At 38.0% G+C, this 15,030-nt stretch carries 13 protein-coding genes; 2 read left to right on the forward strand and 11 right to left on the reverse strand.

What is annotated here, in order from left to right; all coding sequences use genetic code 11:
- The first annotated feature begins 8 nt into the window (after positions 1-8).
- The gene (locus tag CRN97_RS01275) at positions 9-818 is read left to right on the forward strand and encodes a hypothetical protein (RefSeq protein WP_097075552.1); all 810 of its coding nucleotides are present in this window, start codon (positions 9-11) and stop codon (positions 816-818) included.
- Positions 819-840: 22 nt separating this feature from the next.
- Here the strand turns inward: CRN97_RS01275 and ilvC are convergent, their stop codons facing one another.
- The 3 genes from ilvC to CRN97_RS01290 form a co-directional block, all read right to left on the reverse strand.
- Positions 841-1,869, reverse strand: coding sequence for a ketol-acid reductoisomerase (gene ilvC / locus CRN97_RS01280; RefSeq protein WP_028236037.1), 1,029 nt, complete (start codon positions 1,867-1,869; stop codon positions 841-843).
- 13 nt (positions 1,870-1,882) lie between these two features.
- The gene (gene ilvN, locus CRN97_RS01285; protein ID WP_044934754.1) at positions 1,883-2,383 is read right to left on the reverse strand and encodes an acetolactate synthase small subunit; all 501 of its coding nucleotides are present in this window, start codon (positions 2,381-2,383) and stop codon (positions 1,883-1,885) included.
- Positions 2,384-2,502: 119 nt separating this feature from the next.
- Positions 2,503-3,159, reverse strand: coding sequence for a 4'-phosphopantetheinyl transferase family protein (locus CRN97_RS01290; protein WP_097075553.1), 657 nt, complete (start codon positions 3,157-3,159; stop codon positions 2,503-2,505).
- A gap of 89 nt (positions 3,160-3,248) precedes the next feature.
- On the opposite strand from CRN97_RS01290, the gene CRN97_RS01295 reads away from it, so the two are divergent.
- On the forward strand, positions 3,249-4,403 hold the full coding sequence (locus tag CRN97_RS01295) for a glycosyltransferase (RefSeq protein ID WP_097075554.1): 1,155 nt from the start codon (positions 3,249-3,251) through the stop codon (positions 4,401-4,403).
- On the opposite strand, the gene CRN97_RS01300 is transcribed toward CRN97_RS01295, so the two are convergent.
- The 8 genes from CRN97_RS01300 to CRN97_RS01335 all read right to left on the reverse strand — a co-directional run bounded on the left by CRN97_RS01300 (position 4,400) and on the right by CRN97_RS01335 (position 14,962).
- Positions 4,400-5,377: an aldolase catalytic domain-containing protein gene (locus tag CRN97_RS01300; RefSeq protein WP_097075555.1), complete on the reverse strand. Its 978-nt coding sequence runs from the start codon at positions 5,375-5,377 to the stop codon at positions 4,400-4,402. The two genes, CRN97_RS01295 and CRN97_RS01300, sit on opposite strands and share 4 nt — an antisense overlap.
- 109 nt (positions 5,378-5,486) lie before the next feature.
- Positions 5,487-7,295, reverse strand: a complete 1,809-nt coding sequence (locus tag CRN97_RS01305) for a methyl-accepting chemotaxis protein (protein WP_097075556.1) — start codon at positions 7,293-7,295, stop codon at positions 5,487-5,489.
- 177 nt (positions 7,296-7,472) lie between these two features.
- On the reverse strand, positions 7,473-9,329 hold the full coding sequence (locus CRN97_RS01310; RefSeq protein WP_097075557.1) for a methyl-accepting chemotaxis protein: 1,857 nt from the start codon (positions 9,327-9,329) through the stop codon (positions 7,473-7,475).
- A gap of 175 nt (positions 9,330-9,504) precedes the next feature.
- Positions 9,505-10,515 carry a GGGtGRT protein gene (locus CRN97_RS01315; RefSeq protein WP_074789019.1) on the reverse strand — a complete coding sequence of 337 codons (1,011 nt, stop codon included), beginning with the start codon at positions 10,513-10,515 and terminating at the stop codon, positions 9,505-9,507.
- 21 nt (positions 10,516-10,536) lie between these two features.
- Entirely contained in the window at positions 10,537-11,229 is a 693-nt protein-coding gene (locus tag CRN97_RS01320; protein ID WP_033154250.1) for an iron-sulfur cluster assembly scaffold protein, read from the reverse strand.
- 159 nt (positions 11,230-11,388) lie between these two features.
- Positions 11,389-12,141 (reverse strand): TPM domain-containing protein, encoded by a 753-nt coding sequence (locus tag CRN97_RS01325; RefSeq protein ID WP_097075558.1) that lies wholly within the window; start codon positions 12,139-12,141, stop codon positions 11,389-11,391.
- Positions 12,128-13,780, reverse strand: coding sequence for a hypothetical protein (locus CRN97_RS01330; RefSeq protein ID WP_143483224.1), 1,653 nt, complete (start codon positions 13,778-13,780; stop codon positions 12,128-12,130). Before CRN97_RS01330 ends, CRN97_RS01325 begins: the two co-directional genes overlap by 14 nt.
- Positions 13,781-13,795: 15 nt before the next feature.
- Positions 13,796-14,962, reverse strand: coding sequence for an SPFH domain-containing protein (locus CRN97_RS01335; RefSeq protein ID WP_097075560.1), 1,167 nt, complete (start codon positions 14,960-14,962; stop codon positions 13,796-13,798).
- Between the last annotated feature and the right edge of the window lie 68 nt (positions 14,963-15,030).

Here is a 15,030-nt window from a genome sequence, read left to right on the forward strand (position 1 = left end):
GATTCTATATGAAACCTGGCGTATATCAGGCCACTAAAAAAGACGGAACGGTCTATTATCGTGGCAATATCACTTACAATGGAAAACACATCAGCATAGGTAGCTTTTCTACAGAAGCTAAATGCAACAAAGCTTACAATGAGGCTTGGAGCATTATCAAAAATGAAGATATCACTATCTTAAATTTGCAAAGCAAAATCAAAGAGCTTCCATTTGATAAGTGCATCACTCTAATAAATTTTAGAGACAACCATATTTATATTAAAACTCCAATATATCTTCAGAGAAATTATTTTCAATACTATTTAGATAAAACAACTATCTTGAAATTCGACAATGATGACCTCTTCTACTATTCAAGTCATAAGATTCAGTATCGCGGAGGCCACATGTTTGTCAGTGATTACGGAATGCAATACAACATTCTTGGCCGTTATGGCATCAAACCTTACAGCGTAAAAGGTAAGGACTTTCTCTTCGCCAATGGCGACGAAACTGATTTCAGATATTCAAACATTATAGTTGTAAATAAATATCACGGCGTATACCGTGAGGAAAAGGCTGGAAAGGTAATCTATGCAGCTAAGATTCATCTTAATGGTGATTTTATAGTCGGCCGTTATAATAGCGAAGCAAAAGCTGCTATAGCTTACAACAAGGCAGTAGATTTATGTAAAGCCCGCGGTATGAAAAAAGCTTTTCCTACCAACTTTATATCTGAATATTCCCCTCGTGAATATGCCGACATCTACACCGAAATCAAGATATCATCTCATCTGTATAAATTCTTTCATAATAAAAACTTCCGCGAGGCTTAGGCCTCGCGGTTTATTTTTTATATTAGTTGTTGATGAACTTGTCTTCCTCATTGTTCCATGAGTAAAGGCTACGAATCTGCTCACCAACTTTTTCTGCTGGATGCTCAGCAGCAAGCTTTCTCATTGCCTGGAAGTGAACCTGACGACCAGCTGGTGACATATCAAGAAGGAATTCCTTAGCAAATGTACCATCCTGAATATCGGAAAGGATCTGCTTCATTGCCTTCTTTGTATCTTCTGTAACAATCTTTGGTCCAGTGATGTAATCACCGTACTCAGCTGTATTTGAAATAGAATATCTCATTCCAGCAAAGCCTGACTGGTAGATAAGATCAACGATAAGCTTCATTTCGTGTACACACTCAAAGTATGCATTTCTTGGATCGTATCCAGCCTCAACAAGAGTCTCGAAACCAGCCTGCATAAGAGCACAAACACCACCACAAAGTACTGCCTGCTCACCAAAGAGGTCTGTCTCTGTCTCTGTTCTGAATGTTGTCTCAAGAATACCAGCACGAGCTCCACCGATACCAGCACCATAAGCAAGTGCAAGATCAAGAGCCTTTCCTGTAGCATCCTGATATACAGCAACAAGACAAGGAGTTCCCTTACCTGCCTGGTACTCAGAACGTACTGTGTGACCTGGAGCCTTAGGTGCAATCATAGTAACATCAACATCTGCTGGTGGCTTGATGCAACCAAAGTGAATGTTGAAACCATGAGCAAACATAAGCATGTTGCCAGCCTCAAGGTTTGGCTCGATGTCAGCCTTGTACATATCAGCCTGCTTCTCATCGTTGATAAGAATCATAATGATATCAGCTTTCTTTGCAGCCTCTGCTGCTGTATATACTGTAAGGCCCTGCTTCTCAGCCTTTGCCCAAGACTTTGAACCTTCGTAAAGACCAATAATGACGTCGCATCCGCTTTCCTTAAGGTTAAGAGCGTGTGCGTGACCCTGGCTACCATAACCAATAATAGCTATTGTCTTACCCTTCAATAATGAGAGATTACAATCTTCTTGGTAATAAATCTTTGCTTCCTGTGACATTCTTTTATCCTCCTTATAATATAACTACATCCTCTGAGCCGCGGCTAAGACCAGTAAGACCGGTACGAGCAAGCTCTAAGATGTCGTAGTCTCCAAGCATATCTAAAAATGCTTCCAATTTGTCCTGGTTGCCTGTTAGTTCAAGAATCATAGAATCATGAGTAACATCTACAACCTTTCCCTTGAAAATCTCAACGATTGTGAGAACATCCTGTCTCTCGTCATTTCTAACAGAAATCTTAACAAGCATAAGCTCTCTTTTTACTGAGCTACCATGCTCCAAAACCTTGAGATCAACAACCTCTGTAAGTTTTGACACCTGCTTTTCAATCTGTTCCAATATCATTTCATCGCCATGTGTAACAATAGTCACACGTGTATATCTAGGATCAGCAGTGACACCCGCTGAGAAACTGTCGATATTGTATCCTCTTCTTGAAAATAAGCCTGAAATGCGGCTTGTAAGACCTGGTGTGTTTTCTACTAAAATAGAAAGAACTTTTTTAGACTCCATAATGCTCTCCTAAAAATATAATCTCGTTTGCACTTTAATGCTTTGAAGTACGAAACTATTACAAATTCTATCACAAACAATTTATATGTCAACCAAAAAGATTTCAGAATTTAGTAAATTTAGTAATACTTTCCATCATATGGGTTATAGAGTCCCATTTGAATTGGCTGTCTCTTATCTTCGTAACACAAAGTAATATAAAAATCTCTGAATTCAAATCCCTGTTTTGTCCAGTAAGTACTTCCCTTTTCAAAATCACAGTACTCACTGAAATCAATCCACTGAAGGACCTGCATTAGTGGTCGGTCCATCATCTTGCAGGTAGCCTCTTTAAATGTCCAAACCTCAGTAAATTTTTTGTTTACCTCGGTTTTCTTTAATGATTCCAAGTACTCTAAATCAGCCTTTGTAAAAAAGCGTTCAACTAAATCTCTATCGTATGGACGAATTCGCTCAACATCAATTCCAACAGGCTTATCTGAAATTGCCGCTACTGCAAAAAAATTAGAATGCGAAATACTAAAATCTACGTTTTTCGGCTGTATAAAAATGGGTTTTCCTTGAGAAGTTGATGAATAGACATATGGTCTTTCAATGTGATTTTCCCATAGAAGTTTTTCTAAAAGATGGGCAGCGCCTAATCTCTCACATTTGCCCTTTAAGGTCTTAGCCTCGTCAACATGTTCTCGTCTTTGGGGACTGATCATGCTGTACACTTCATCAAATATGAACGGATTTTGTAATGGCTCACAATTATATGCTGCTGCTTTAATCATATTCTCCCCCTTTAACGTTTACATAAAGTATAACATAGTGAAAATTAAATATGATAAAATATTTGTGAACTATTCTTATAGGGGGCTATATGAAATTCTTAATTTTTGAGATGAAAACTGTATGCTATAATTCCTATCTTTACTTCGGGGACGCTTTAGGCAAAGCTCTCACCGATATGGGACATACAGTAGAATATTTTAAAGTAGACGAAGACGCCTTAGACGATTTAGAAAACTATGTAGGAGCAAAATACGATGCACTTATCGATTTCAATTCCGATTTGCCTCGTGCACTTATGGATGACGATTCATATTTTCTAGATCATGTAGATGCGCCTTTTTTTGATGTTATTCTAGACCACCCTCTATATCATCATGATTCATTGAAGCATAAGCTTAGCAATTTCAATGTAGTTTGCCTAGATGCAAAGCACCGAGACTACATTCTAAAATACTATCCTCATATCAAATCAGTTACTGTCACACCAATGACTGGCGAATTAGCCTTCGGAAACGACGCCATCAACTGGGATGGTTATAATGAGCGCCCATACGATATTCTTTTATCCGGCACTTATACGGACCCTACCAGACTTGAAGCTGCCATCCATAAGATTCCAGATTTCCTTGCACAAAACGTATACGAATTGATTGATATGATGCTTGCAGACAGTAGCCTTACAATAGAGGATGCTGTTGAAACTCTGGCAAGAAACGAAATCTACGACTACATTAATTCCGACCTTCCTTTACATACACAATCTTTCTATCTGGCAGATGCTTATGTGCGCTGCATAAACAGAAAGAATCTTGTGTTAGAGCTGGATAAATGCAGTCACAACTTCCATATTTTTGGCGCACTTTGGGAAGAATTAGATTTAAAGCATGCCACTCTCCATCGCGAGATTCCATTCAATCTTACATTTACAGTTTTTTCTAAGGCTAAAATATCTGTAAATATCATGCCAAATTTCAAAGCAGGTAGCCACGACCGAGTATTCTCAGGCCAGCTAAATGGAGCCGTTTCTCTCACCGACCCTACTACTTTGCTGCTTTCAGAATATCAGCATGACCAAAATATACTATTCTATGATTTGAATCATATGGATGAAATTTCTTCTATGGTAGATAGTCATTTGGATAAGCCTGATGAGCTAAAAAAAATAGCCCAAGGCGGATTTAATATCGCAAATGCGAATCACACCTGGGCTAATATTGCAAAATTAATTTTAACTAATCTTTAATCTAAATTAAGCATTTCCTGGTAGAAAGCGAAGTAATCCTTTCTACCTTCTTTTGTAAATTGGATAGCTGTTCTTGGGTGCTGATTTAAAAGACCAGTTGTAAGGTATTGCATATCATATCCCCATACAACGCCCTGTTCCTTTAATGGCATCATATAGTCCTCTACAAACTTGATAGCATATCTCTCCTTATATTTTGGATTCTTAAGAAAGCCAAGAAGAAGCTCCATAGCACAGTTTCCTGCTCCACGGCCCATACTACAATATGTAGCGTCCAAATAATCTACATTGTCACCAACAGCCTCTATCGTATTTGCGAACGCAAGCTTTTGATTATCATGTGCATGCATTCCCACCTTTTTGTCATACTTAGACGCAATTTCATAGTACATATCAGCAATACGTTCTGTCTGTTCTGGATATAGAGAGCCGTAGCTATCTACGATATAAATGCATGAAATAGGTGTCTGGCAAACAATATCAAGGGCTGACTTTATATCCTCCATTGAGGCTGTAGAAATAGCCATAATATTACAAGTAGTCTCGTAACCTTTCTTATAAGCATCCTCAATCATCTGAACCGCTCCAGGAAGCTGATGAAGATATGTAGCAACACGAATAAGATCCACAGGGCTTTCTGCCTTTGGATGAATATCCTCCTTGTAATTACAACGACCAACATCTGCCATAATTGCAAGCTTCAAATCAGTATTGTTATCGCCAACAATCTTTCTAATATAATCATCAGATGAAAACTTCCATGGGCCAAAAGAATTCTCATCAAACTGTTCTTTGTCAGCTCGATAACCCATTTCCATATAGTCAACTCCAGCCTTTACATTTGTAAGATAAAGAGCCTTTGCAAATTCGTCTGTAAAATAAAAATCATTTACAAGACCTCCATCACGAAGTGTAGCATCTACTACCCTAACGCTTTCTCTTACTTCTAAAAGCTTTGAAATTTCCTTTTTCATCTGTCCATCCTCCAGTTACTTTAGTGATTAAAAGTAGTAAAGTAAATTATAAACGTATCTGACCAAAAAAACAAGCCTATTGCAGATTATCTCCGCAATAGGCAAATAATTATACTACTTCGAATTTCATAGCGCTTTCATTAAGCTGCTTAGTAACAATACTGTTTTTATCCATATCATCATTAATGCCCTGGATTTCACTAACAATATCAGTAGCTGCTGTAGCAGACATATTTATCGCCATTGAGCTTTCCTGAATAGAATCTCCAATTGTAAGAATCTTTGCAGACATTTCATCCATAACTTCGTTAAGATTATTTGTCTTATCAGAAAATGCAGCAAGCATTTCTTCAATCATAGTGGCTGTGTTTTCAAACTTATCACCAGTCTCTACAAATGCATCATAATCACGTAAAACATTTTCATTAATAAACTGGATAACCTGAACTGCATTGTCTGACAATGCTTGAACTGCTGTAGTAACTTTCTCAGAGATTTCCTGGATATTTCCAGCTGTGTCTCTAGAGTTTGCAGCCAGCTTACTGATTTCGTCTGCTACTACCGCAAAACCTCTACCAGCTTCACCAGCACGAGCAGCTTCAATAGAAGCATTAAGTGCAAGTAAGTTTGTCTGACTAGCAATATCAAGAATATCATTAGTCAAATCGCTAATCTGATTAACCTGCTCTGATTCTTTAACAGATTCTTCAAGGACACATGAAAGCTCTTCAATTTTGCTGCCCGTATTAGCTTTCTTGCTATTAGCTTCTTTTTTGATTTCATCAGCCTGAAGCTTAATCTCATTAGCTTTCTCTGAGCCTGTTTGTGATTCCTCACTGATAGCTGCAGTAGCTTTCTTAGCGATCTTAAGTTTGTCCTCTAAATCTACAGTTGAGAATGTAATTGTTTCCATAGAAGCAACCAATTCTTCCATTGCTGCAGAAGTATTTGTAACATTGTTGCTAGCACTCTGAAGCTTTCCAACCATGCTATCTGCAGAAGTCTTCAAAACATTTGCTCCAAATTTTACATCCTTAATTACATTCTGTAATGTCTCCATAAACTGGTTAATATTGTCAGAAATAAGACTAAGCTCAGTCTTTGTATTTGTATTAAGACGTGTAGTCAAATCTCCTCTACCATCTTCTATACTATTAATGATTTCTTGAAGCTCATTAGACATGCTAATAATTTTCTTGTTCACTCTTACGTAAGTAAGAACAAAAGAAACCACAATAAGTGCAATTACTATGCCCATAACAATATACGCGCCAATAGAAACGTCAAAAACGTATGAACTAAGATAAGTTCCAAAACCTGATTGTAAATCATTTACGCCGTTATTTAACGCATCCATTGATTCATTGATATTGTCCAGGTATGTACCATAATCACCAAATACATACTTTACAGCACCAGCAACATCTCCCTTAAGAATACAACTTCTGATGTTATCTACTGCTGATAAATAAACCTCAACATTTTCTCTGTTTGTTGATACAAGCTGTGCGCCATCTTCCAAATCACTAACTAATAAGCAATTATCCAAATAATTCAAATGTGAATCTATATCAGAAATATACGAATCCATAACCTCAAAATCTGATGTAGTAATAACTGTCCCCGATTCAGCCTGTCCCATGTATCTATTGAGTTCTGCTGAAATATGAATTACATCTGCCTTTAATTCATAGGCTTCTCTAGCACACTCCAACTGACTATTGCCTGTTGTAACTGCGTAATTTTTTAATTTGTACAGTGCGCCAATTGAAGTAAATACATATAGCATGAATGCTAGAAGAATCAATAGATTCAAAACGACATTTTGAAACTTAATTGAATAAAAGAATTTACTGCCCCCTTCCTTTCTTCCTTCAGAAGAATAATTCTCACCCATTAGTTCTTTTTTCTTTTTCATATTGCCTTCATCCTTTTAGTAATTATATTTTTGCACAGCAATCGTATTCTACACCATTATTCAGAATTATGGAACTAGCAGCACAATAAATATATTGGGTTTTATAGTATTTTTTTAAGATATAAAAAGAGCCCTATAGATTACATCTATAGAGCTCTAATATTAAATTCTAAAAGCCTAAACTATCTCAAATTTTTGAGTACTTGAATTTAATTGCTTTGTAACATCATTATTTTGATCCATAGCTTCATTGATGCCCTGGATTTCACCAACGATTTCCGTAGCAGCCTGAGCGCTCATACCAATAGCATTAGAGCTTTCATTTACAGAATTAGAAATTGTCTCAATTCTATCAGCCATCTCATTCATTACATTGTTTAGATTATCTGCCTTGTCTGAGAATGTAGCCAACATTTCATCAATCATTATAGCTGTATCTTCAAATTTAGATCCAGTTTCTACGAAGGCATCATAATCAGCCAAAACATTTTCATTGATGAATTCAATAACTTGAACCGCATTATCTGAAAGTGTTTTAACAGCCGCTGTAACCTTAGCAGAAATTTCCTGAATATTTCCAGCTGTATCTCTTGAGTTTGCTGCAAGTTTACTAATCTCATCAGCTACAACAGCGAATCCCTTTCCAGCCTCACCAGCTCTGGCAGCTTCGATAGATGCATTAAGAGCAAGCAAGTTTGTCTGGCTGGCAATGTCAAGAATCTCGTTTGTCAAATCACCAATTTGGTTGACCTGCTCAGATTCTTTTACAGAAACCTCGAGAACTCTAGATAACTCTTCCATCTTAGCTCCAGTGTTATCCTTCTTCTCAGTTGCTTCTTTCTTGATTTCATCAGCTGCCATTTTGATCTCATTTGCTTTAGAAGCGCCTTCTTTTGCCTCGGCATCTATAGCATTCGTAGCCTCTCTAACTTCAAATACCTTGTCATTTAAATCAATTGCTGTAGTAGAAACATTCTCCATTGACGCTGCCAACTCTTCCATTGCTGCTGAAGTATTAGTGACATTATCAGATGCACTTTGAATCTTAACAACCATACTGTCTGAAGATGTACTAAGAACGCTAGCGCCCTCTTTAACATCCTTAATAACACCTTGAAGTGTTCCAAGAAACTCATTGATTCCATCAGATATCATAGCTAGTTCAGTTTTTGTCTTCGTATTAATACGAGCTGTAAGGTCTCCTTTTCCTCTATTAATATTATTTATAATTGATTGTAATTCATAAGAAATACCAAGAATAGTTTTGTTAATTCTAATAAATGAAAGCAGGAAGCTAACTATAATAAGAACCACAACTATTCCCATTACAAAGTAGCCCTTCATTGATACTTGCGAAATGTAGCTATCTAAATACCCTGAAAAACCTTCACTCAATGAAGTAATAGCAGCATCTACAGCATCAAGTGATGCATAAGCAGCCTCCAGATTGGTACCATATTCAGTTGAAACATATCCAATAGCTCCAGCCATATCCGAAGCTGCTATATATCCCTTTAATGTTTCAGCAGATGATGCAAAAGCTTCTGTATTTGTTCTTAAATCCGCAACTATTTGCTCACCATCTGATACATTGCTAACTATTATTGATGATTCCATATAAGTAAGATGATTTTCTAAGTCATCTATATATGAGTTCATATCATCAAATTCTGAAGCACTCATTATAGTACCTGCTTCACATTGACCTAAAGTGCGATTTATTTCTGCAGATATGTGTATAATATCCTGTCTTAATTGAGCTGATTCCTCAGCACATATCAACTCATTCTCACTTGCCACTAAAGCTTGTGACTTCACACTTTGCATTGCAGTATTTGATATTATCGCATATACGATAAATGCAACTAATATTACTACATTAACAATAATATTTTGAAATGTAATTGATTGGAAAAAATTGCCTTTATTGTGTTCCGCAATCTTTACTACTCCTGCAATGTTTTCCTTTTGCTCTTCTGAAAGATTTTGGTCTAATCTCTCTCTAATAGCCTCTTTTCTTTCTTCTCTGCCCATAGAACTACCCCCTATATAAATAAACGTCCATTAATTCTCTTAAAATATTATAGTATGAATTTTATAATGTGTAATACAATGCACAAAAAAAACATATTATTTTAAAATATTCATCAAAAAAGAGCCCTTAGGCAAAACCTAAGAGCTCTTTAATATAACGCTACGCTCGATTTAATTAAAACTTACCAGCAGTAGCAGCTTCCTCAACAGAAACAGCAACAGCAACTGTTGCACCTACCATTGGGTTGTTACCCATACCGATAAGACCCATCATCTCAACGTGTGCAGGAACTGAAGATGAACCAGCGAACTGAGCATCTGAGTGCATACGTCCAAGAGTATCTGTCATACCGTATGAAGCAGGACCTGCTGCCATGTTATCTGGGTGAAGTGTACGTCCTGTACCACCGCCTGAAGCAACTGAGAAGTACTTCTTGCCGAGGTCAACGCACTCCTTCTTGTATGTACCAGCTACTGGATGCTGGAAACGTGTTGGGTTTGTAGAGTTACCTGTGATAGATACACCTACGTTCTCATGATGCATGATAGCAACACCTTCCTGAACATCATCAGCGCCATAGCACTTAACTGTAGCACGAAGACCGTTTGAGTATGCCTTCTCTGATACGATGTTAAGCTTAGCTTCCTTGTAATCGTACTTTGTCTCAACAAATGTGAAACCATTGATACGAGAAATAATCTGAGCAGCATCCTTTCCAAGACCGTTAAGGATTACTCTAAGAGGCTTCTGACGAACCTTGTTAGCCTTCTCAGCGATACCGATAGCACCTTCAGCAGCAGCGAATGACTCGTGACCTGCTAAGAAACAGAAGCACTCTGTCTCCTCCTCAAGGAGCATCTTTCCAAGGTTACCATGTCCAAGACCTACCTTACGGTGATCAGCAACAGAACCTGGAATACAGAAAGACTGAAGTCCCTCTCCGATTGCTGCAGCTGCATCAGCAGCCTTGCGGCAATTCTTCTTAATAGCGATTGCAGCACCTACAGTGTAAGCCCAGCAAGCGTTCTCGAAGCAGATAGGCTGAATCTTCTTTACCTGCTCGTATACATCAAGACCTGCGTCCTTAGTAATCTTCTCAGCTTCTTCGATTGAGCTGATACCATACTTATTAAGAACTGCGTTAATCTGATCAATTCTTCTCTCATATGATTCAAATAAAGCCATTTTTGTTTCTCCTTTCCTATATTATTCCTGACGTGGATCGATAATCTTAGCAGCATCGTCAACACGACCGTACTGGCCCTTTGCCTTTTCCCATGCTGTGTTAGGATCATCACCCTTCTTAATGAAGTCTGTCATCTTTCCAAGAGAAACAAACTGATATCCGATAACTTCGTTATCATCATCAAGTGCGATACCTGTTACATAGCCTTCAGCCATTTCAAGGTAACGAACACCCTTTTCCTTTGTTGCGTACATTGTACCAACCTGTGAACGAAGACCCTTTCCAAGATCCTCAAGACCAGCACCGATTGCAAGTCCGTCATCAGAGAATGCAGACTGTGTACGTCCGTAAACGATCTGAAGGAAAAGCTCTCTCATAGCTGTGTTGATAGCGTCGCAAACAAGGTCTGTATTAAGAGCCTCAAGGATTGTCTTTCCCTGAAGAATCTCTGCAGCCATAGCTGCTGAATGTGTCATACCTGAGCAACCAATTGTCTCAACAAGTGCTTCCTCAATAACACCATTCTTAACATTTAAAGATAATTTGCAGGCACCCTGCTGTGGAGCACACCAGCCAACACCGTGTGTGAAACCGCTAATATCAGAAATCTGCTTAGCGTGTACCCATTTTCCCTCTTCAGGGATAGGAGCTGGTTCATGCTTTGCGCCCTTTGCTACAGGACACATGTTTTCTACTTCTTTTGTGTAAATCATTGTAGAACTCCTTTCTATAATTCCATTAATATACTGCTACCTACATTAATGACCTAATTATATAAACGCATAGAAACGCGTTATTGATTACATTTTCTCACTTTCTGTGGCTTTAGTAAAGTATTCTTTTGTATTTTCGTTAAAAAATTATCTAAATATTTAGAAGCTGTGACCTCCGCCTGAATGGCCACCGCCGCCACCGCCGGAAAATCCGCCGCCACCAGAGAATCCACCGCCACCACCGTGGTATGAACTTCCAGCTGATGCGATTTTTCTACGAGTTGTATTTAGTACTGTAGATGTTCCTGCAATGGAAGCTCCAATTAGAAGCAATTCTGCAGGAGTAAATGTCTGAACCCTTGCTCTCTCTCTTACTGCTTTTAAGAATACAAGTAAGAATCCGAGAATTATAGAAACTAGAGCTGTAACTATAAGTCTCATTGGTCTAAGGATTATTCCATCATTAATCAATGTATTGCACTGCTCAAAAACAGAATAAATACATTCGTAGTACTCTCCATCTGACGCATATCTATAAACATTATCTGTAATATCATATGCATCTGCATTTTTTATCTCGTATTGGGCCTTTCCATATCCTGATAAGTACAACTCTCGATGGTACATATCAATCAAGAAAGCGACTCCATCCTCTCTTGAGTTGTAATTTTCAGTATAGAAATCAAAAAGAATAGAATCTTCATCTTGCCCATAATTAGACTCATCTGTAGTAGCAACCACATAATTATAGCTGCTATCCAAAGAATCCAGATATTCTTCAAGCTCATCATATTCATCATCGCTAAGCAAATAAGCATCATCGATAATAGTTACATTTGATTTAGCTTCAGCACGAATAGGAAGTAGCAAACATACTAAAAATAAGAAAATGAAATATTTAGCCTTTCGCATTTTCTAGCTTTCCTCCCTTCTTCATAAACTGTGGTGATGGGCGTGTTGCAAGTCTGTTGTACTCTCTAACAGTACAGTCAATAGTAAAGACGATAATCGCAAACACGATAGCTAAAGCTATGTAATAGATTATGTCGTTTGGAAGGTTGATTATTCTTATGAGAATTGCGGCAATCCATCCAAATGTGCCTAGCAAAAGAACTGTCTTCTGTCCCTTTTTAACTGCATTAAAGCCTGTAATAATGAATGCAAAACTAAAAATATACATAGCTAACATCAAAATAACATTAAGAACATTTGCAACAACTCTACCATTCTCAATAACATAAAGTATACCTGCTATGATAAATGCATATCCGCCCTTTAAAAGCAAAAATAAAACAACTGCTCCAGCACCAGAAAGAGCTGCCTTTGTAGATTTTTTATTAATCTTCTTCTTAGCTTTCTTTTTGATTGGCTTTATATTATTGCTAGTAACAACATCCTTGCTCTTAAAATACCCCTTATCATCAAGATGATTGTCACGTCTATAGACACCATCTGCAATCTTTGCACCATAGTAAGCTATAAATGAAGAAACAAGTGCAGCAAACCCACAAAGATTCTTTATGCGATAAGTAAAGCTAAAAGTTAAGCTCAAAACAAAAAGAACTAAAAATATAACAATAGAAGCAGCAATTGCCGTGGCATACATCTTTCTTTTATCGATAGGCATATCAGAATAAACAGCACCTGAAGCGCCATTGATTACAGAATATGAAACTCTATCGTAATTACGTGTAGTCATGAAATAGACAGGAAGATATGCTCCTTCGCATCCCTTATACTGTAGCTTCGAAGCAACATCATTATGAATTCTTTCATCTTCTCTGCTAGTCAAATCATATCCATCCGCTTTAGCTTTAACTTTGTTACAAAGTGAGTTCTTAGCTTCCTCTAATGCGTCCTCAACATAGATTTCCTTATCAACAGTAGAATTTTCAACGAAAAATCCTGCTAAAAAGTTTGGATTAAACTTTTCCAATTCATTAAGCGGAAATGGATTGATTGAGCCAGAAACATTGTCGTCGAATGTCTGTGATGCATCAAATGGAACCTTCATATCATCCACGTCAACCCTAACATTAAACTGGGTTTCTTTTGTAACCTCATAATCTCCACTTGTAGATGTCTGTTTACCAACAAATGAAACATCACCATCTGACGAATAATCATAGAGATAATATGGAGTATAAAGTCCAACAAGCTTATCAATATTGTCATCGATATTTAATCCATCAGGGACAAAATGAATATGTTTAACTTCCTCTAGATATTTTTCACGAGCTTCCTTTTTTGTGAGATTAAAAGGAAGAATATATTTAGGAACACCACTTTTAGAAAAGTGTTCCTGCATGGTAGTCTGAGTACCACAGTATGGACAAAATTCCATACCATCGTTATCTATTACCTGAATTTCCCCAGCACAATTAGGACAGGTATAAATTGTAGTATTTATACCTGCCTCATTTTCAATATCATTACCTTTGTATGCTCTTGGATCTGTATACTGACCGCAAGAGCTACAAAGCATTTGCATACGTTCTGGCGAAAACTTCAGTTGCCCTCCACAACTTGGGCAAGGGAACATTGTAGCCATTTTTTAACTTCCTTCCTATGGTCTCTTAGTTCCGCAATTTACGCAGAAATTGCCGTAGTTTTCATTACCACAATTTGGACAGAACCATCTACCTGGCTGTGCTGCAGCTGCGTCCTGAACTGGAGCAGCCTGAGGCTGTACTGGCTGACCTGGCTGTCCAGCAAACTGCTGACCTGCTGCCATACCTGCAGCACCTGCATTTAATAAATCAGCTGCGTTTGCACCACCAGCCTGCATAGCCATGTTCATGCCAAAGAATCCCATAGCTGCACCGTTTGCATTGCCAGCTGCTGTCTTCATTGCCTCTGCCTGAGCCTGTACAAGTGTTGCACCTGCCATAGCCTGTGAGCGAAGTGCACCAGACTTCTGAAGTTCTCTAAGTAAATCAGCGTCCTTATCAGGAATAACTGTTGTAAGAATCTGAACAGATGTAATTGCAAGACCGTACTTATCAGTCCACTCCTGATCAAGCTCATCGCTCATAGCCTCAGATATTTCCTTTGTATAAGCTGGAATACCTGAAGGTCTAACGCCAAGCGCTGTAAGCTTGCCAAGTGCTGGCTGAAGAGCCTGGATAAATGTAGCACGAAGCTGATCCTGAATATCATCAACTGTGTATTCGTTCTTTACGTTACCTGCAAGGTTAACATAAAGCTGAGTAGGATCAGATACTCTCATGCTGTAGTTACCGTTAAGCTTAAGTGTTGTATCTAAATCTAATCCAATGTTGTTATCAAGAATTCTGAAAGGAATTGGTGATGGTGTGCCGAACTTCAAACCAACAATATCCTTTGTATTAACGAAATACACTCTCTGCTGAACTGGCTTCTCGCCGGCGAATGTAAATCTACGTCCGAATTCCTTAAATACATCGATAAAGTCACCTGCAAAAATAGAAGCAGAACCATTATCCTCCCATTCATATGCACCTGCCTCTGCAGCAACATCGATAATTCTTCCGCTATCAACTAAAAGAGCACATTGACCTTCGTTTACAATGATTGCAGAGCCATGTGAAATAACATCAACATCTCCCTGAGTGTTTGTACCGCGGCCAGTCATCTTGTGAACAGCTCTTTTAACAAGTACATCTGATGCCATTGAATCAGATACGAATAATTCTTTCCACTGATTTGCAAGTTCACCAGACACTGAGCCTTTAACTGCTTGAATAAGTCCCATTTTTATAAATCCTCCCTAATAAAAATAATCTTTATTTAGTTTAACAAAAAAGACCCATTCTTTAAAGA

This window comes from Pseudobutyrivibrio ruminis DSM 9787 (assembly GCF_900218035.1).
Taxonomy (GTDB): Bacteria; Bacillota; Clostridia; order Lachnospirales; family Lachnospiraceae; genus Pseudobutyrivibrio; species Pseudobutyrivibrio ruminis.